Origin of the sequence: Streptomyces sp. NBC_00258 (assembly GCF_036182465.1) — a bacterium.
GTDB lineage: Bacteria > Actinomycetota > Actinomycetes > Streptomycetales > Streptomycetaceae > Streptomyces.
Map to the genome: position 1 here is coordinate 4,441,721 of NZ_CP108081.1, position 18,182 is coordinate 4,459,902.

Sequence of the window (18,182 nt, forward strand, 5' to 3'; positions counted from 1 at the left end):
ACCTCGCCATGGTGGGGTCGGGTGCAGACTTGAGGTTAACACTACCGGATCCAACAAACATTCCCCCTCTCGAAATCCGGCGACCGTGTGTCACGGGGCAAGCGGCAGCACGCTCGCTCCGGTGGCGTCGAGGCCCAGCCGGTTGGCCGCCCAGCCCTCGCCCGCCAGTCGTGCGACCTTGTCGGCCGCGGTGTCGGCGACGAGCGCGAGCACGGTGGGCCCGGCGCCGGAGATCACCGCGGGAATTCCGTCGGCCCGCAGCCGCTCCACCAGCGCCGCGCTCTCCGGCATGGCCGGAGCGCGGTACTCCTGGTGCAGTCGGTCCTCGGTGGCGGGCAGCAGCAGCTCGGGGCGCCTGGTCAGGGCCTCGACAAGCAGTGCGGCGCGGCCCGCGTTGGCGGCTGCGTCGACGTGCGGAACGGAGCGCGGGAGCAGTCCTCGCGCGGTCTCGGTGAGGACCGGCTTCGCCGGTACGAAAACCACCGGAACGATGGAATCGGCGGGTTCCATCCTGATGGCGCGCGCGGATCCGCCCTCCATCCAGGACAGCGTGAAACCGCCGAGCAGACAGGCCGCGACGTTGTCGGGGTGGCCCTCGATCTCCGTTGCGAGCTCAAGGAGCGCCTCGTCGTCGAGCTTGCTGTCGCCGCCTATGGTCACAGCGCGTGCGGCCACGATGCCGGCGCAGATGGCCGCCGACGAGGATCCGAGGCCCCGGCCGTGCGGGATGCGGTTGGCGCAGACGATCTCAAGACCGCGCGGCTGTCCGCCGAGCAGATCGAAGGCGGTGCGCAGGGAGCGTACGAGCAGGTGGCTCTCGTCGCGTGGGAGCGTCTCGCTGCCCTCGCCTGCGATGTCGATGTTCAGTCCGGAGTCGGCCACCCGGACGACCACGTCGTCGTACAACCCCAGTGACAGACCGAAGGCGTCGAAGCCCGGGCCGAGGTTGGCACTGGTGGCGGGGACGCGCACCCGGACGGCGGCGGCGCGGAACGCTGGACCGGCCATCGCTCGATGACTCTCCTTGAGCTTGAGCTGCGAGATTGTCGAAATCCTGCGAGACATACGGAAAATGCGGAAGACCCGGAGGCCGCAGGGACGGCGCGGCACCGCGGCATATGCGGCGGGCGGGTTCGGTACAGCCTATCGAAGGAAGGTTCCGTGGCGACATAGGGCGCACAGGAGGCGCACGATGCGTGTCGTAAGCCCCTTGTGCACCCCCCATTTTTTTAGAGCTCGGTTCGCCTCCGGGGCGCTACAGCCTGTGTCGAGACGGCGATCGTGCTCGACCCTCCTTCGTCGGGCGCTCCGCGCGTTCGCCGTCTCGACACAGGCGCGCCCCTTCGGCTCACTCGCTGTTGGTGGCCCGGCGTTGGTGTCGGGCTACGACAGGCCGAGGTCCCGTGTTACGCCAGGCCGAGGCGCTCGGCTGCCGTTGCCGCGTCCACAGGGACCGTGACCGGCTGGGGTGCGCCCGCGACGGCCCAGTCGGGGTCCTTGAGGCCGTTTCCGGTCACCGTGCAGACGATGCGCTGGCCCGGGTCGACCTTGCCCTGCTCCGCGGCCTTGAGCAGACCGGCGACCGAAGCCGCGGAGGCGGGCTCGACGAAGACGCCCTCCTGAGCGGCCAACAGGCGGTAGGCGCGCAGGATCTCACGGTCCGTCACCTCGTCGATGAAGCCGCCCGACTCGTCCCGCGCGGCCAGCGCGAACTTCCACGAGGCCGGGTTGCCGATGCGGATCGCGGTGGCGATCGTCGAGGGGTCCTTGACGACCTCGCCCCGCACGATGGGCGCGGAACCGGAGGCCTGGAATCCCCACATGCGCGGGGTCTGCCCGGCGATCCCGTCGGCGGCGTACTCGGTGTACCCCTTCCAGTACGCGGTGATGTTGCCCGCGTTGCCCACCGGAAGGACGTGGATGTCGGGTGCGTCACCCAGCATGTCCACGATCTCGAAGGCGGCGGTCTTCTGCCCCTCGATACGCACCGGGTTCACCGAATTGACCAGCGCCACCGGGTAGTTGTCGGAGAGGCTGCGCGCCAGCGTGAGGCAGTCGTCGAAGTTGCCGTCGACCTGGAGGATCTTCGCGCCGTGCACGAGGGCCTGGCCCATCTTGCCGAGCGCGATCTTGCCCTGCGGTACAAGAACGGCACAGACCATTCCGGCGCGTACGGCATACGCGGCGGCGGACGCCGACGTGTTGCCCGTCGAGGCACAGATGACTGCCTTCGCGCCCTCCTCCTTGGCCCTCGTGATGGCCATGGTCATGCCGCGGTCCTTGAAGGACCCGGTGGGGTTCGCACCCTCGACCTTGAGGTGGACCTCGCAGCCCGTGCGCTCGGAGAGCACCTGCGCCGGCACGAGCGGCGTACCGCCCTCGCGCAGCGTCACGACCGGCGTGGTGTCGGATACCGGCAGCCGGTCCCGGTACTCCTCGATGATTCCGCGCCACTGGTGGGTCATTGCTCGTTACTCTCCTTCAACCCGCATGATGCTGGCGACACCCCGCACGGTGTCGAGGTTGCGCAACGCCTCGACGGTCCCGTTGAGGGACGCGTCGGACGCGCGGTGCGTGACGACGACGAGAGAGGCCTCGCCGCCTCCGTCCTGTCGGCCTTGCTGCCGAACGGTATCGATCGAGACACCGTGCTCGGCGAAAACGGTCGCAACCTGGGCGAGAACACCCGGTTTGTCCGCCACGTCGAGGCTGATGTGATAGCGGGTCACGACCTCACCCATGGGGCTCACGGGCAGCTGGGTGTACGCCGAGTCGCCGGGCCCGGTCGCGCCGCTGAGCTTGTTGCGACAGACGGCGACGAGGTCACCGAGCACGGCGGAGGCGGTGGGCGCACCCCCGGCGCCCGGCCCGTAGAACATGAGCTGCCCGGCGGCGTCCGACTCGACGAACACGGCGTTGTACGCGCCGCGCACGGAGGCGAGCGGGTGGCTCAGCGGAATCATGGCGGGGTGCACGCGCGCGGTGACCGATCCCCCGTCGGCGGCCCGCTCGCAGATGGCGAGCAGCTTGATGGTGCAGCCCATCCGCGTCGCCGAGGCGAAGTCGGCGGCGGTGACCTCGGTCATGCCCTCGCGGTAGACGTCGTCGAGACGCACGCGCGTGTGGAAGGCGATCCCGGCGAGGATGGCGGCCTTGGCGGCGGCGTCGAACCCCTCGACGTCGGCGGTCGGGTCGGCTTCGGCGTACCCCAGGGCGGTGGCCTCGTCGAGGGCCTCCTGGTAGCCGGCCCCCGTGGAGTCCATCTTGTCGAGGATGAAGTTGGTGGTGCCGTTGACGATGCCCAGCACCCGGTTGACCTTGTCGCCGGCGAGGGACTCGCGCAGCGGGCGGATCAGCGGGATGGCACCGGCGACGGCGGCCTCGTAATAGAGGTCCCTGCCCTGCTCCTCGGCGAGGGCGTGCAGCGCGGCACCGTCCTGGGCGAGGAGCGCCTTGTTCGCGGAGACGACGGACGCGCCGTGCTCGAAGGCGGTGGTGATGAGCGTACGGGCGGGCTCGATACCGCCGATGACCTCGACGACGACGTCGATGTCCCCGCTCTTGACGAGCGCGGTGGCGTCGGTGGTGACGAGGGCGGGGTCGATCCCTTCACGCACCTTGGAAGGTCGCCGCACGGCGACACCGGCGAGCTCGACGGGAGCACCGATCCTGGCGGCGAGATCGTCGGCGTGCGTCGTCATGATGCGCGCCACCTCTGAGCCGACAACCCCACAGCCCAGCAGCGCCACCTTCAGCGGACGCGTACGCATCATCCGACCTCGTTTCCTCATACCGTCACGGTGGGACCAGTCTCACTCACCGGACGGGGGTTTCTATCCCTCGTCCGGATCGTGAGATGTCTATTTCATTTGCGCGAGGGCGGCAGACAGGAGATCTTCCGCCCCGCTCAGCATTGTGCCGTCATTCCTGTCAGCCGACGTCGAGACGCAGGAGGTCCTCCTCCGTCTCACGGCGGACGATCACGCGCGCCTCGCCGTCGCGGACCGCGACGACCGGCGGGCGCAGGGCGTGGTTGTAGTTGCTCGCCATCGAGCGGCAGTACGCGCCGGTGGCCGGCACCGCGATGAGGTCGCCGGGCGCGAGGTCGGAGGGCAGGAAGGCGTCCTTCACGACGATGTCGCCGCTCTCGCAGTGCTTGCCGACGACGCGTACGAGCATGGGCTCGGCCTCGCTCGTACGGGAGACGAGAGCGACGCTGTACTCGGCGTCGTACAGCGCGGTGCGGATGTTGTCGGACATGCCGCCGTCGACGGAGACGTACGTACGCAGTCCTTCGAGGGGCTTGATGGTGCCGACCTCGTAGAGGGTGAAGGCGGTCGGGCCCACGATGGCGCGTCCGGGCTCGACCGAGATCCGGGGCGTCCGCAGCTTGGCGGCCTCGCACTCGCGCGTGACGATCTCGCCGAGGGCCTTGGCGATCTCGTGGGGCTCGCGCGGGTCGTCGTCGCTGGTGTAGGCGATGCCGAGGCCACCACCGAGGTCGATCTCGGGAAGCTCGACACCGTGCTCGTCACGGACGGCGGCAAGCAGGGCCACGACACGACGGGCGGCGACTTCGAAGCCCGCCATGTCGAAGATCTGCGATCCGATGTGGGAGTGGATGCCGATCAGTTCGAGACCGTCGAGGGTCAGCGCGCGACGTACGGCTTCGGCGGCCTGGCCGTCCGCGAGCGCGATGCCGAACTTCTGGTCCTCGTGCGCCGTGGCGATGAACTCGTGCGTGTGGGCCTCGACGCCGACGGTGACACGGATCTGCACGCGCTGCCGCTTGCCGAGGCTCTGCGCGATGTGCGCGACGCGCACGATCTCCTGGAAGGAGTCGAGAACGATCCGTCCGACGCCGCTCTCGATGGCCTGGGTGATCTCGTCCGTCGACTTGTTGTTGCCGTGGAAGGCGATGCGGTCGGCGGGCATCCCGGCGGAGAGGGCGGTGGTGAGTTCACCGCCGGAGCACACGTCGAGGTTGAGCCCTTCCTCGTGCAGCCAGCGCACGATGGCGCGGGAGAGGAAGGCCTTGCCGGCATAGAACACGTCGGCGTCATGCCCGAAAGCGGTACGCCAGGCGCGCGCCCGCGCCCTGAAGTCGGTCTCGTCGACGAAGTAGGCGGGGGTGCCGAACTCCTCGGCGAGCGCGGCGACGCCGATCCCCCCGACGCTGACCTCACCGGTGCCCGTACGCGTGACGGTCTGGGCCCAGACCTTCGGGTCGAGGGCGTTCAGGTCGGCGGGAGGGGCGGAGTAGTGACCCTCGGGCCAGACATCGGCGTGACGGGGCCCGGCGGGGTGTGCGGAACGGCTCATGTCTGTTGGGCTTCCTCAGAGATGTTCTAGAGATGTTCTGGGGCGTCGATGCCGAGGAGGGACAGGCCGCCGGCCAGCACCGTCCCGGCGGCTTCGGCGAGCGCGAGCCGGGCACGGTGGGCGGCCGAGGGTTTCTCGTCACCCAGCGGAAGCACGGTGTGCTGGAAGGCGAGCAGCGCGTCGGCGGTGATGACGAGGTGCCGGGCGAGACGGTCGGGGGCACGGTGGCGGGCGGCGGTGGCGAGGGTGGGGGGGTGGGCGGCGAGGGCGTCGACCAGGGCATCGGCCTCGTGCTGCACGTCGCCGGGGGCGCCGGCGAAGCCGAGGGCGGCGGCGTTGCGGGTGAGGGCCCGGGTGCGGGCGTGGGCGTACCGGACCCTGAAGAGCGGGTTGGTCTCCCGCTGAACGAGGTGGTCCGCGGTGATGCGGGGGTGGTCGTGCGACGCGGGGTGCAGCAGCGCCCAGCGGGCGGCGTCACGGCCGAGGGGGGTGGGGTCCTCGACGGCCGGCACGGGCCGGACGTTGACCTTGAGAGGCGCCGGCGCGCCGGGCCTGCCGTGGGCGTCGACCCTGACACCGAGGACGGCGGCCCAGGCCGGGTCGGGCTCGTCCTCGCAGGACGTACGGACGAGGGCGCCCTGGGAACGGAGGATCCGGGCGACGGCCTGAGCGGTGACGGCGGCGCGTACTTCGCGTGGGTGGTGGAGCTGCACGAGGTCCCCGGTGGGTTCGTCGACGAACCCGTACCGTCCACCACGCCGCAGGACCTCGGCGACGAGGGCCTGCTCCCTGCTGCCACCGAGGGTGATGTTGAGGAAACCGGGCCCGGTGATGTCGACACCGGCCACGCCTTCCGCGTCCGTGAGGTGCGACCGCAGGATCTCGGCGACCTCGCGCGGCGGGCGGCCTGCGGGGCGGGCCAGCCGCAGAGCGACGTTCGTGGCGTAGTCCCCGCGGCCGCCGGGCCCCGGGCTCGCGACCTGGGCACACTCCGGAACGGGCGCGACAAGCTCACCCGCGTCCACTGCGCGACGCACTGCACGCAGGACGGTACGGGAGAGCTCGACGGGGGTCACGGGACAAGCGTAGGGGAGGAGGGGGGTGGGTAGGCGAACTGGTTTGGGGGAGGGTCCGGGATGTGGACGGTGGGGTGGGGGTAGGGCGGGCGCGGGGGTAGGTCGGGCGGCACGGTGGGGCCGGGGGTGGGGGGGGTTGTTCAGGTGGTGGGCTGGTGCGGGGCTGTGGGTTGGTATGGGTCGGTGGGCTGGCGCGCGCTGGTGGGCTGGTACGGGCCGGTGGGGGTTGCTGCGCCGTCGCCGGGGTGGGGTCGGGGTCGCGGCGACATGTCCGTCCTCGGTCTGGCGCGATGAACTGGTATCGCATCGCGGGGAGCCCGGCGGGGACGCGCCATCCGCTGCGGGCGGACACATCGCCACGACCCCTTCGGCCGTCGGGCGACCGCGGGCGGATGGTGGTGCCGCGGATGGCGGACGGTGGTGCCGGTCTCGGGTCGTTGCCGTCGACTCAGCTGCCGGTGCGGCCGGCGCGTTCGGTCTCGCCGGAGCCGTAGACGCTCTCGGCACCCTCAAAAGACGCGCCGGTGGGCGGAGTCTCCCGCCGCTCCAGCAACTGGCGTACGAGCCTGACCAGTTCGGCGGGTTCGAAGGGCTTGGCCAGGAAGGCGTCGACGCCGACGTCGAGGCCGTTCTCGACCTCGTACTGGTTGCAGGCGCTCACGATGGCGAGGGGGAGGTTACGGGTCCGCGGATCGGCCCGGAGCCGAGCGGCGGTACGCAGTCCGTCGAGCCGGGGCATGACCACATCGAGGGTGACCACATCGGGCCGGACCTGGTGGATGACGTCCAGACACTCGACACCGTCGGCCGCGGTCACGACCTCGAGACCCTCCAGCTCGAGATTGACCCTGATCAGTTGCCGGATGACCTTGTTGTCGTCCACAACAAGCACCCGACCCGACGCGCCTGGCACAAGTCGAGAGTAGGTCGGCACGTGGGGCCGCGTCCGGCTTTTCCCCACTTCCACCCCGCGCGGGCGACCCCGAACCCACCCGAAACCCACCCGTCGCCCAAGATCGGAACGGCCCCCGACACCCCCTCCCCCGCCCCCAAAACCCGTTCATGACGACCCCGAAAGAGCTGGTAGGGTTCTACCCGTCGCCGCAAACACCGCGCCCGACACGCCCCCGTAGCTCAGGGGATAGAGCAACGGCCTCCGGAGCCGTGTGCGCAGGTTCGAATCCTGCCGGGGGCACCCTGTATGAGGTGCCCGAAGACCCCGCCATCAGCGCTTTAGCTGAGGACGGGGTCTTGGCGTATGCGCAGGCGGATGCCGCCGAATGCGGCTCCATGACAGTGATCACGTTGTAATAGCGTGTTGATCTTGAGGGGCATATCAGCAGGTCAGCATTGCTCCTCAGACCCAAGGAACCCACCAGAAGCCAGCTTGCTGCACGGCCCGCTGCGACGGCCAGGCCCGGAACCGGGACGCCAACGGCACCGAGAGATCAGCCCGCCATAAATCTGCTGCGCGAGGCTCCCGACCTCCGTACCGTCGACTCATGCAAGGCCGTCAAAAGATCGATGCCGCCGCGCACCTGGCGGGCAAATGCGTCAGTAGCACGCTGGGCGTGGAGGTCATCACAAACGATGCCGATGGCCGACAAGGTGCGTACGACTTGGCGCTAAAACACGAAGAACGCACCATCGCGCTTGAGGTCAAACTCGTGGTTGACCCGCGCCACAGAGCCGCCGGCACCAAGTCCAATCAGCTCGGCTACATACGCCAGTCAGGCCTTACCTACACATGGCTCGTGTACCTCTCTCCAGACAAGAGCTGGAAGCGCGCACTGGCACGCATCCCGAACCTTCTGTCCGAGTTGGAAGAGCGCGGAGTTCTCCCCGAAACCGCGCCCTACTTTTGGCAGCACGACTTCAACCTGTACATCGAGTTCGAACGCCTTGGCATCGACTCGTTGTCCTGCATACCCTCCACAGAGAAGCATCCGCCTGGCTACTACGTGATGCAGGCGTCATGGGGCGGGATCGTTCCGGAGTTGGAACGCGTTGTCGCGTCCGCCTGCGAGCTAGTGAGCAGCCCGAGCATGTCCAAGCTGCGAAGGCAACTGGCCGCAGCAGAGACCGACGAGCGGCACGCCTTCCTGATCTACGGCTGGGAGTATATGGAGGCCGTCCCCCTGAGCCACGAAGGGCCACTCCCAAGTGATCCCCCTGAGTTGCCAGAAGGGATCGATGGAGTATGGCTGTCCACCACGGCCAGCCGCAGCCCGGCCATCGCCTGGATACCCAGGCGCGGTTGGATCAGAGCTGCTCCCATGGCTTAACCCGCGACTCGCGTACGTGAAGGAGGGCGCCCTCAAGAGCCTTGAGGGCGCCCTCCTTCACGAGCGGACATGCTCGCTTTCACTAATCCGCCTCACCGAGTCCTTGCATGATGCGGTCATTCATTTCAGCTTCCTGCCCGTCGATGCACTTCGCATAGATCTTGAGCAGCACGTCGACCGAGTGACCCGCGCGAGCGGCCACGTCCGGTGCCGGAACTCCGGAGTTGAGCCACTGCGAGACGCCCGCATGCCGGAGGTCGTACGGCCGGGAGGCGAGCACGGATGAGACCTGTTCCGGCAGGAGTGCCAGCTCTCGTGTCTGCTTCCATACCCGCGAATACGACGATGCGGCAACGACGTTGCCTCGCTCACTGGCGAAGAGCCGGCCATCCTTCGCCGTGCCGAACTCCTTCAGATGCTCCCGAAGCAACCGCACCAGTGGTGGCGGTATCGGCACGATGCGCACCTCACCTTCCGCCCGCTGCTTTAGGCCCCTTCGGTCGTGCGCCTCACCTGAGTCCGTCCATGCCTTGCCTGCCGTCGGGCGCGTCTCGGCCAGTTCGATACGACCCCAGCCTTTCGCCGGGAGTGTGCAGTCCGAGCGCCGAAGGCCCAGCGCTTCGCCAGGCCTCATGGCCGCGTAGTACAAGCAGCCGAAGAACGCCCTCAGCCGTCGACCGCTGGCCCTCTCGTAGCCACCCACGTACGTCACCGACGCCAGCAGCTCCCGTGCCTGCCGGGGATTGACCACCACTCGGCGGTCAACCTCCTGCACAGGCCGCTTCCCGCGCTTGCGCCTCACCCTGCTCAGCGGGTTGGACGATAGAAGCTCCAACTCCACAGCAAACTCAAGGGCGTTGAAGACCACCGCGCGCCGCCGCCGATACGTCTGCGTAGCCGCAGGCTTGCCGTCCAGCTTTCGCCCGAGACCGTCGATCAGCTCATGAACCCGAGCGATCTCCAGCAACTCCGCCACCGGTAGCGAGGCCCGCTCGATCCATCGCACTGCGGCCGCGATCTCCTCGGTCCGTTCCCTGTCCCTCCGGGGCACAGGCAGGACGTACGAGCGCAGTGCGCGGCGCACGAGTTCCGGCGTTGGCCTCCCCCGTACCGGCTTGACCAGTACAGGCACAGCCGTCGCCAGAGAGTCGGTCATGCTGTCCCGCTGTTTCGCCGACGCTTCCGCCCACCGGGCATCGACGTACTTGAGCGCCAACTCCAGGAACGAAAGCGCCGCCTTGCCTCCACGCAGCGAGTCAGGCAGTCCAGACACCGTGTCGAAGGGCTCTCCCTTGTCCACAGCTCGGAGCAGCTTCGCGCGGAAGCGGTCAGCCAGTGCCTTTGTCTTGTACGACTCACTGAACGGCTGGCCGTCGACTACCCAGCGAACGAGGTAGGTCGCTTTCTTGGTCGTCCGATTGACCGAGAGCTTCCATACGGAGACCTTGTACGACTTCACGACGCCGCCCCCTCCGCACGCTTCTCCAACCAGTCGTTGAGAACGTCCCGGCGGACGCGTAGCTCACCGTTCGGTAACCGGATGCAGCGCGGGGCGATGCGCAACTCCCGCCACCGGTAGAAGGTGCGCCGGGAGATCCCGCCCAGTTCCTCGATTACCTGCCGCACGGTGAGCAGTTCGGCCGCTTTCTCACGCGCCATGAGGACCCCCGCCCTCTCGCACCGACGCGGCCAGGAGCGCTGCCTCCGGTGAGTAGCCGCGCCCGGCGTAGCGCCATTGGCCGACCGTGACGGTTGGCCGCGCGCCGATGCCGAGGGCTGTCCGTTGTTCGTCGGCACGGTGATCTGCACGGGCCTGACGAAGTGCCGTCAGGGTGGTGGAGTAGCGGCGTGACTTGGTGGAGAAGTGACCGCCGTAGCCGAGCATGTGCGCCCAGCGTCGCAACCCAAGAGGTTCGAACGGAGGCAGGCCGCCGAGCCACCAGCAGGTACCAATCAGGCGGAGTACGTGAGCCCGTACAGGCAGCATGACCAGGTCACGTGCGTGGTGAACCCGGCCGTCCACCGCGCCGGCGGACTCCGCTCCCTTGGCCGCGTACTTGGCGATGTAGCCCGCGACGGCAGCCGAGGTCAGCCGCTCCCCCGCGCCGAAAGCCGCGATGGGCCGCGCGTCGACCTGTTCGCCGAACCTCAGCACGCGAGGACCGACGACCTCCGCGCCGGGAGCAACGAGCCGCACCCGCACGACGACCGCGCGCACCGCCTCCACCAGGAGAACCGTTGTCGCCCAGCCAGGCGGGACCGAGGTCGGTCCGTCCGGCCCGTCGAGGCGGATCACGGCATGGAAGTGGACCAGGCCACGCCGCTGATACTCGGCAACCTTCGCGTACGACAGCCGCACAGCCTCGCTGATCTCAGTGCGGGACAGCCCAACCCTCCGGGCGATCTCGCGGCGCAGCTCCAGCCCGAAGCGGTGCCAGAGTTGCCCGGCGTGCGCCTGCCAGAGCACGGCCCCGGCGTAGTCGTAGCAGCGCGGGCACAACGGTTCGCCGAGTCGGAGATCGTCCGCCGTATGCCGCTCATGGCAGCCGGCGGGCGATCCATGTCGACAGCACTCCCCCGCCTTCCGGGGACGGCAGGCTCGTACCCGTCCATCTCGTTCACGGCGAGTGTGGACCGGGCCGAAGCCGGGAGCGGTCAGGGTGGCGAACACCCGAGGATGCCCGCTCACCTCCTCCGTGACGTTCTTGCCGCCGACGAGCCCGGCCCGGATCAGCTGGTACGTGTCTGCCCGATAGAGCCGGGAACAGGTCGGGCAGACAGTCGCCCGTCGGTTGCCGCACGCTGTCAGCAGCCGACCACCGTAGACGTCCGACTCGTACGAGAACAGTGCCTCGCCCGTAGTCATGTCGAAGACGGTTGCCCCGCCGACCAGGTGAATCGGGTTGGTACAGCCGCCCAGGCGGAGGATGTTACGTCGCCAGGCCGCGAACTCGGGCTCCGACGCCCTTGCGACCAGGGCAGCAACGTTCTTCGGGAGAGGTGCGGTCATCGCCGACCACCGCCCCCGAACGCCTGCCACATCACGGCGGTGATCCCTTGCGGTCGGGTCTTGGCGCTGAACCGGAGTGTCGGATCGGTGAGCCAGAGTGCGGCGGCATGCGCCGGGCACAGGTGTTGTTCGAAGCCGTCGAGCCCGACGAGGACGACCTGTTCCCGTCCGACACAGGTCGGCCGTTCCTTCTCCCTCAACTCGCAGTCCGGCTGAGGAGATTTGCGCGAACGATGCGCGGTGGACAAAGTGTGAGTACTCCTTTCACTGCTCATGTGGCGGATGGAGTGGGTTCCTGACGGGGTCGGGTTTGGCGACTTCGCGCCCCGTCGGGAGCCCGTCGTACGGGCGATCACTGCCGCTCCTCGGGCGGGATCGCGATGAAGCTGTACGCGATCGGTCCGAAGCTGCGGCGTGCGTCGTAGTAGCCCTCGCCGAGGTCCTCCACCGGGACGCCGAGCGGTGCCGCGGCGTATTCCAGGCCCTCTCTGCGAGCAGCAGGGTCGGAGGCATCGATGAGGACGCCGAATGACGGATTGCGCGGCACGAGGACACCGGGATTGGTGGTGAGGAAGTCCGCCAGCTCCCGGAGGCCGGCGATGAACGCGGCACGGTCGCCGGAGCGGATGACATACGCGGACATGGCTCTCCCCTCCTTTCTGTGGTCGGGTTGTTCAGAAGCGGAGTTGGCCGAGGAAGCCGCTCACGCCGTCGAGGAGCGTCTGAACGACAGGCGCGGCCACCGTCTTGGCGAGCAGGAAGCCGAAGGTTCCGCTGAGCAACACGTCGGCCAAGCGCAGATAGCGGATGCGCAGCAGGAACCAGATGAGGAGGCCGAGCAACAGCACAGCCGACATGGACACCAGCACGGCAGCCTCCGGTCACTTCTCGGAGTCGAGCAGTTCGGGCAGGACCGGGGTCAGGTGTGCGTACTCCGCCGCGATGGCTTCCGCGTCCGCCTCGGTGGTCAGGTGGGAACGGGCGCGCTCCCAGCCGTCGCCGGAGGCCAGAACTGCCGTGCCGGCCTGTTCCGGAGTGATGGCTTGAGCCGCCTTGAGCGCATCGGGGTTGAGGTCGCCGAGCGCCATCTCTGCCGTACCGGGATCGGCTACCCGGTGGCAGACCCGGCCGCCGAGTTGGGCCCGTAGAGCAGTGACACCCGGCCCCAGGTCGGAGCCGACGCGCTGGCCAGCCACGACAAGGAACACGCCGAGAGCCGCACCGAGTTGGGCTAGCCTGATCAACGCCGTCCCGGCCGCGTGTGCTTCGTCTTTCTCGTTCCGGCTCGCGATGAGGAACAGTTCCGCGATCTCGTCAACGATCACGACCACGGGGACCGGGCGTTCCTTCTCCGGCAGGCCCCAGATGTTCCGTACGCGAGCCGTCCGGCAGACGGTCATGCGGTCGAGCGTCAGGTCTACCAGCTCCGCCAGGAGCTTGACCGCCTGCCCGCGGTTGGTCGCCAGCGCCGACAACCGGGGTTCGTAGAGCGACAGTTCCATGCCGCCCTTGCAATCGATACCGACCAGCGCGACCGGCTGCGGAGCCAAGCCAGCAACGAGTGCGTTGATCAGCGTCGACTTACCGGAGCGCGTAGCCCCGACGATCAGCCAGTGCGGTACGCGACGCAGGTCCATCACCCACGCAGCGCCGGTCTCCAGCGTGCCCACGACCACCCGGAGTAGATGACCAGGCCCGCGCTGCTTCGGCAGCCGAGGCGAGGCCAGCGGGTCCGCCATCGAGGCAGCGATCCGTACAAGTCCCGGCTTCCAGGAAGTCACTCGCACCGCGTGGACCTGCCAGTCCTCAGCCATCGCGGGTGCCGCCTTGATGAAGTCTTCCGGCACCTGCCCAGGTAACAGCCGGACGAGAAGCCAGAATCCGCCAGCGGTCGGTCGTATGAGCCCGCGTCGAGGCACACGCGGCTGGGGCGGCGGAGCCCCGTTGCCGACGAGCCCGGACACCACGGTCAGCGCCGGTCGACGACTTACGGCAAGGCCGCACCCCGCCATCAACGGCCGCCAGGTGTACGTCACCCGGAAGGCCACGACCGGGAAGCCGAGTAGCAGCCACCAAGCAACGGGGTAGTGGCGGCGCAGGGCCGGGCCCGCAATAAGCAGGCCCGCCACCAGCACTGTGGCCACCAGCAGAACCCAACTCGGCCAAGTCGCGCCGACCGAAGGGGTGGAGGCCAAGGTCATCACTGCCCGGTCCCCTTCCCTGCCGGAGCGTTCAGGGGCCGAATCTCCGCCGCGCGGAAGGCAATCCCGTGCCGCCCGTCGTTCTCCCAAGGAGTGGCGATCAGGTCCCGCACGGCCACGGGCATACCGAGCTGCACGCCGGCCGGTTCCCCGGCCACACTCACGTTCACCACGTCCGCCGATGTCCCAGCCATCATGCAGAGGCCGACTTGGTACATGGTCTTGCCTGTCTCACGGTCAACGCGGAGCTGACCGGTCTCTCGGTTGGCAACGCGCGGAGCCGGGGGAACCGCACAGATGATCCCCGTGAACTTCGCTGTGTCGATCGGAAGGCTTGCCACTGTTCTGAACTCCTCTTCTCTGGCACCCGAAGGCGGATCCTTCGGGTTGCTAGACCACCCGTAGTACGGGTTGAGACTCCAGAGTGCGACCCGTAGTACGGGTTGTCAACCGTCTTGTGATGGGAGAGGCTGTCCAAGCACTGCAATGAACCATCCATCCCGATGGACAGCCGATCAGGGATCACGGCCACGGAGGGCCCGCATGCCGCCGAAAAACACGCAGCCGAAGTACCGGCAAATCGCCGACTACCTGCGCGAAGGCATCCTGAACGGCACCTTCCCCGCCGGCCAACCACTCCCCTCCGAGGAGGCGTTGGCAAAGCAGTTCGGCGTGACGCGCCCCACAGTCCGTCAGGGACTCACGGAGCTACGGGCATCCGGTCTCGTCGAGGCGATCATGGGCAGGGGCACATTTGCCCGCTCACCCCATGGCCGCCCGAGCCTCACGCGCCCGCGCGGCGTACGCCTGACTCCCGACGGCCGATACGTGGAGGCCGACGGCATCCGATGGGAAAACGCCGAGCCGCCGGTAGCCACTCGCACGGATGCCCCTATGGCCCTGGCGGACCTACTCCGCATCCCACCGGGCGAGCCGATGTTCACGTACGACGCCTTGCAGACCGCGGACCACGGCCACCTCCGCCAACTCCACCGCACGTACGTGCCGTTCTCGGTACTGGTCGACACCAAGTACGAGGAGGAGGCACCGCCCCCGGCACCGGAGCTCTACGGGGCGCTCGCCAAGCTGGACCACGAACTCCACTTCACGGAGTACGTCCGCACCCGCATGCCCATGCCCGACCAGGCCCAGGCGCTCCGACTCCCGGACGGAGTTCCGCTTCTGCATGTCCTCCGCGTAACGCTCAACGCGGCGGACAAGCCGCTGGCCCTTGAGGAGTTCCACCTCCCTGGCGACGACTTGGAACTCTCGTTCAGGCTGTAGCCGGACACCCGAGTTGAACCCCGGTTGGCTCAGACTTTCTCTACGTCATCAAGGCGGCTCGCTCCGCTCCCCGCGCGGCCCGGGCGCACAGCAATCAGCCGCCTAATGCCAGAGAACGGGTACATCGTGGCTGAGGCGGCCGGCTACACGGCTTTACGGAGCCACTTTGGCGCGAGCCTCGAAGATCATGGCCCCAACGTCGTGCTTAGCGGGCAGGTCCACAGACTGCCCGACACGCCGGAAGCTTACGGGGCCATGATCACTCGCGCCAAAGCAGCGCCACCCCAAAGCCGCTCCGTCGGCCTGGATTTTGCGCCGATCGTCGAGTGGGCATGCACGTTTCCTGCAATTCGCCTCTTTCGATCAGTATCTTCCCAGACTTACCTCAACCCGCTTCTCCGCGCATCGCGAGTTACGCGCTCCGCCTGAGCCTTAGAGAAGATGGCATCCCGCATCAGATTTCTTTGAAGTGTCGAGCGGACGCCATCAACGTCCTGGCGCTTTTTGCGACCCGCCAGTACTGCTTCACAGTATTCCTGGCCATGCACCTCGCACCAGCCGACCTTGAGCTTTCTTCCTGACGCTTCAGGGTCGCTATCAGGAAGTCGATCGATGTTAAGGGTCTCCCAAATGTCAGCGCTTGGCCCGGAGTTACAGGAGCAGCTGATAGAGAGGTAATCGTTCTTCTCTACGCGATCCCAAACGGAGCCGGTTACGATCATCTCGTGTCGGTCTGCCGACTGAGCACATTTAGCCGCGTAATTGACGGCTTTTCCCGCCCACACCGGTTCTTGTTCTGCAGGATTCTTTGGAGTTCCAATGCGCTTTACAAGAATTGGACTACAGGCAACGCCAACCTTGAATCCTGTAGTCGGCATGTTGGGCCATCGAGCTTCGAGCTGGTCGCCCAGGTCCACACTAAAGGTCTTCACGGTCACTCCGGCGCAGAGGGCCCTTTCAAACCTCCGCTCTCCCCAGAAAAGCCCGAAAGCACCATCGCCTTGAATCTGAATAAAGTCCGCATCGAAATTATTTAGGACTTTCACTACTCCACCAGTCGATGCTTCGTAAATGCTGGCTGTCGATGCCGCCCATTTACCAGTCCCCAGTTTTGTAGAACTCTTCAGATCAATCATCACCGCGACGATGCTTGGTAGCTTGATCCACTTTCTGGCTCTGATCGGCAACGAGGCTACATCGACCTCGTTTTGAGTAACTACCTCAGGAGTACTGGAGATCTCCTCCTTCGTTTTCGTGCTCAACTCGGCGAGTAGCTCGTTGACATTCACATCACTGGCCACACTTCCCCCTTCTAACGCCCTGTGCCTGTCGTGTTTTCGCCACGCTTAGTGAGCGAAGTAACCGCTGTTCCACACGGCACGGGCAGCGACTGCCATCGACGCTGATGCTCAGATCCCTGCGATCTTTGCACAGCCGCTGACCGAGGCTCTATCGAGCTGTCTTCCCGCCCGCCTGTCCCTTCGCTGGGATCTACAGATAGCTATGCCAGCTTCTCCTTATACGCCGAAGATTCCTGCCAGCACTACCAAGAATGCACCCAAAACGGCAAATGCAAAAGACTTCTTCACTCTCTCGTGTTTCTTCCATGCGATTTCACTCATAACTACCAATTGCCTGGTGAGCACGGGTAGGATATCCCGCTCACGAAGTGCCGTCTCCAAGTCGGCAGGATCCCAATGTCGAACATGCCCGAAGAATACAAAGTTATCGCGGCTCTCGAAGGATACTTTCCCCTTTCGCAAATTGGGAGAAACTACAGAAATGGCAAACAAGGCACCGATGGCTAGTGCCGCAACCCCAAAATAGAAGCTCCAAATTGCGCACCCGTCAATTCTTCCCAACCTTCGCCCGCTGTTGGATAGTGCAGTAATTGCTACGAGGACAGCGGATTCCACAGTCAAGGCGAAGGAAGCCTTGGTGTCCACCTTTCCTGTCCAATCGACCAGAGCTGAATGGATCTTCCATGCTGTTTCCTCTGGATTTCCTCGGCGCTCAGACGACCCACCCCCAGAACGACCGGTAGACAGCGAGTTGTTCGCCTCCGACTTCACGCGTCTCCACACTCCACATATCCCTTCCGTCGTCGTCTAGTTTCCCATCATCGGCCATCTTCTTATAGACGTCCTCGGTCATATAAGTCCGATAGGGTGGCCGCTTAATATCACTCAGTTTTGCTGCTACATTCGGGGCACGCCCGATAGAGACCAGGTCATTATTGTCTCGGACGCCAGCTCGCGCAAGAAATGCCTTCCCTGACGCGATGCCGGTACCATGACTCAATACGAAGTCGTTTTCTGCCAGTTGTGGGAACCTTTGCTCGAGTACGGGGCGGGCGCAGTTATCCACTGCCCATTTGAGCTTAAGAGCGGAGGTAGCCGCACGAGTGCGCGCCCGCTCGCCGATATAGATAGCCATAACTCGGTCACCGTCGAAGCTTCGAACGTGACCATCATAATGCCTAATTACACGAACAGCACAATTCAAGAATGCTCGCACTACTTTGGCCGCAACGGTTGGGTGAAAATCTCTAGCCAGGCGGGTCGAATCTCTCATGTCTGAGTAGAGGTATACGGCTTCTAGATTCACGGCTCCGTCGCGCAAGACAATATCTTTAGTCTCCGGGACCGATCGCCCATCGCGTTGTTTCCATGTATGCCCAACAACTTCAGTCAGTGCTGCGTCAATGTCACTCCTGAGTCCCATGGCTCCCTCTAGCGCACTCTCGACTTCTAGGCATCATTGGGTGGTATACCAGCAGATGGGGGTGACTGTCCGGCAAACGAGGGGTTTGACTAACAGTCCCGACCTCAAACGCCCATGTTCCTCTGGTCGGCATCCCAGGCAGACGTGCCAGATTCGTGCCAGGTCGTGCGGGAAACCACGGGGAACACCGGGGAACGCAGACTGTGGGCTTCAGACGCCGACAGCGTTCCGCCGCAGGTCAGCAAGCTTCCCACCCGCGAGGCACGCGAGCTTCCCAAGC

General features: G+C 66.4%; 19 protein-coding genes and 1 tRNA gene. 3 read left to right on the top strand and 17 right to left on the bottom strand.

Annotated elements, in window-relative coordinates; translation table 11 throughout:
* Window positions 1-90 precede the first annotated feature (90 nt).
* The 6 genes from thrB to OG718_RS19640 form a co-directional block, all read right to left on the bottom strand.
* The gene (gene thrB, locus OG718_RS19615) at window positions 91-1,008 is read right to left on the bottom strand and encodes a homoserine kinase (RefSeq protein WP_143636231.1); all 918 of its coding nucleotides are present in this window, start codon (window positions 1,006-1,008) and stop codon (window positions 91-93) included.
* A gap of 398 nt (window positions 1,009-1,406) precedes the next feature.
* Window positions 1,407-2,465, bottom strand: a complete 1,059-nt coding sequence (thrC, locus tag OG718_RS19620) for a threonine synthase (RefSeq protein ID WP_143636233.1) — start codon at window positions 2,463-2,465, stop codon at window positions 1,407-1,409.
* 6 nt (window positions 2,466-2,471) lie between these two features.
* Window positions 2,472-3,770, bottom strand: coding sequence for a homoserine dehydrogenase (locus tag OG718_RS19625; protein WP_143636848.1), 1,299 nt, complete (start codon window positions 3,768-3,770; stop codon window positions 2,472-2,474).
* A gap of 160 nt (window positions 3,771-3,930) precedes the next feature.
* Entirely contained in the window at window positions 3,931-5,322 is a 1,392-nt protein-coding gene (gene lysA / locus OG718_RS19630) for a diaminopimelate decarboxylase (RefSeq protein ID WP_143636235.1), read from the bottom strand.
* 26 nt (window positions 5,323-5,348) lie between these two features.
* Entirely contained in the window at window positions 5,349-6,398 is a 1,050-nt protein-coding gene (nrtL, locus tag OG718_RS19635) for an ArgS-related anticodon-binding protein NrtL (protein WP_143636237.1), read from the bottom strand.
* Window positions 6,399-6,846: 448 nt separating this feature from the next.
* Window positions 6,847-7,365 (bottom strand): response regulator, encoded by a 519-nt coding sequence (locus tag OG718_RS19640; protein ID WP_306937940.1) that lies wholly within the window; start codon window positions 7,363-7,365, stop codon window positions 6,847-6,849.
* Window positions 7,366-7,521: 156 nt separating this feature from the next.
* On the opposite strand from OG718_RS19640, the gene OG718_RS19645 reads away from it, so the two are divergent.
* Window positions 7,522-7,593, top strand: a tRNA-Arg gene (locus OG718_RS19645).
* 307 nt (window positions 7,594-7,900) lie between these two features.
* Window positions 7,901-8,683, top strand: a complete 783-nt coding sequence (locus tag OG718_RS19650) for a hypothetical protein (protein ID WP_328844694.1) — start codon at window positions 7,901-7,903, stop codon at window positions 8,681-8,683.
* An 82-nt stretch (window positions 8,684-8,765) separates the two neighbouring features.
* Here the strand turns inward: OG718_RS19650 and OG718_RS19655 are convergent, their stop codons facing one another.
* The 8 genes from OG718_RS19655 to OG718_RS19690 all read right to left on the bottom strand — a co-directional run bounded on the left by OG718_RS19655 (window position 8,766) and on the right by OG718_RS19690 (window position 14,235).
* Window positions 8,766-10,142 (bottom strand): tyrosine-type recombinase/integrase, encoded by a 1,377-nt coding sequence (locus tag OG718_RS19655; RefSeq protein ID WP_328844695.1) that lies wholly within the window; start codon window positions 10,140-10,142, stop codon window positions 8,766-8,768.
* Window positions 10,139-10,342, bottom strand: coding sequence for a helix-turn-helix transcriptional regulator (locus OG718_RS19660; protein WP_307521417.1), 204 nt, complete (start codon window positions 10,340-10,342; stop codon window positions 10,139-10,141). Before OG718_RS19660 ends, OG718_RS19655 begins: the two co-directional genes overlap by 4 nt.
* On the bottom strand, window positions 10,332-11,693 hold the full coding sequence (locus OG718_RS19665) for a replication initiator (protein ID WP_328844697.1): 1,362 nt from the start codon (window positions 11,691-11,693) through the stop codon (window positions 10,332-10,334). Before OG718_RS19665 ends, OG718_RS19660 begins: the two co-directional genes overlap by 11 nt.
* Window positions 11,690-11,941 (bottom strand): hypothetical protein, encoded by a 252-nt coding sequence (locus OG718_RS19670; RefSeq protein WP_189837643.1) that lies wholly within the window; start codon window positions 11,939-11,941, stop codon window positions 11,690-11,692. Before OG718_RS19670 ends, OG718_RS19665 begins: the two co-directional genes overlap by 4 nt.
* Before the next feature lie 104 nt (window positions 11,942-12,045).
* Window positions 12,046-12,336, bottom strand: a complete 291-nt coding sequence (locus OG718_RS19675) for a hypothetical protein (protein ID WP_189837642.1) — start codon at window positions 12,334-12,336, stop codon at window positions 12,046-12,048.
* 31 nt (window positions 12,337-12,367) lie between these two features.
* A complete protein-coding gene (locus OG718_RS19680; protein ID WP_189837641.1) occupies window positions 12,368-12,562 on the bottom strand; it encodes a hypothetical protein in 195 nt (64 codons plus the stop codon).
* Window positions 12,563-12,574: 12 nt separating this feature from the next.
* Entirely contained in the window at window positions 12,575-13,894 is a 1,320-nt protein-coding gene (locus OG718_RS19685; RefSeq protein ID WP_328844698.1) for an FtsK/SpoIIIE domain-containing protein, read from the bottom strand.
* The gene (locus OG718_RS19690; protein WP_328844699.1) at window positions 13,894-14,235 is read right to left on the bottom strand and encodes an SCO3933 family regulatory protein; all 342 of its coding nucleotides are present in this window, start codon (window positions 14,233-14,235) and stop codon (window positions 13,894-13,896) included. The genes OG718_RS19685 and OG718_RS19690 overlap by 1 nt, the downstream gene beginning before the upstream one ends.
* A 202-nt stretch (window positions 14,236-14,437) precedes the next feature.
* Here OG718_RS19690 and OG718_RS19695 point away from each other — a divergent pair, with 202 nt between their 5' ends.
* Window positions 14,438-15,178, top strand: coding sequence for a GntR family transcriptional regulator (locus tag OG718_RS19695; protein WP_328844700.1), 741 nt, complete (start codon window positions 14,438-14,440; stop codon window positions 15,176-15,178).
* Window positions 15,179-15,558: 380 nt separating this feature from the next.
* On the opposite strand, the gene OG718_RS19700 is transcribed toward OG718_RS19695, so the two are convergent.
* The 3 genes from OG718_RS19700 to OG718_RS19710 form a co-directional block, all read right to left on the bottom strand.
* Entirely contained in the window at window positions 15,559-16,479 is a 921-nt protein-coding gene (locus tag OG718_RS19700; protein ID WP_328844701.1) for a hypothetical protein, read from the bottom strand.
* A 216-nt stretch (window positions 16,480-16,695) separates the two neighbouring features.
* Window positions 16,696-17,124 (bottom strand): Pycsar system effector family protein, encoded by a 429-nt coding sequence (locus tag OG718_RS19705; protein ID WP_328844702.1) that lies wholly within the window; start codon window positions 17,122-17,124, stop codon window positions 16,696-16,698.
* Between the two features lie 67 nt (window positions 17,125-17,191).
* The gene (locus tag OG718_RS19710) at window positions 17,192-17,332 is read right to left on the bottom strand and encodes a hypothetical protein (protein ID WP_328844703.1); all 141 of its coding nucleotides are present in this window, start codon (window positions 17,330-17,332) and stop codon (window positions 17,192-17,194) included.
* Between the last annotated feature and the right edge of the window lie 850 nt (window positions 17,333-18,182).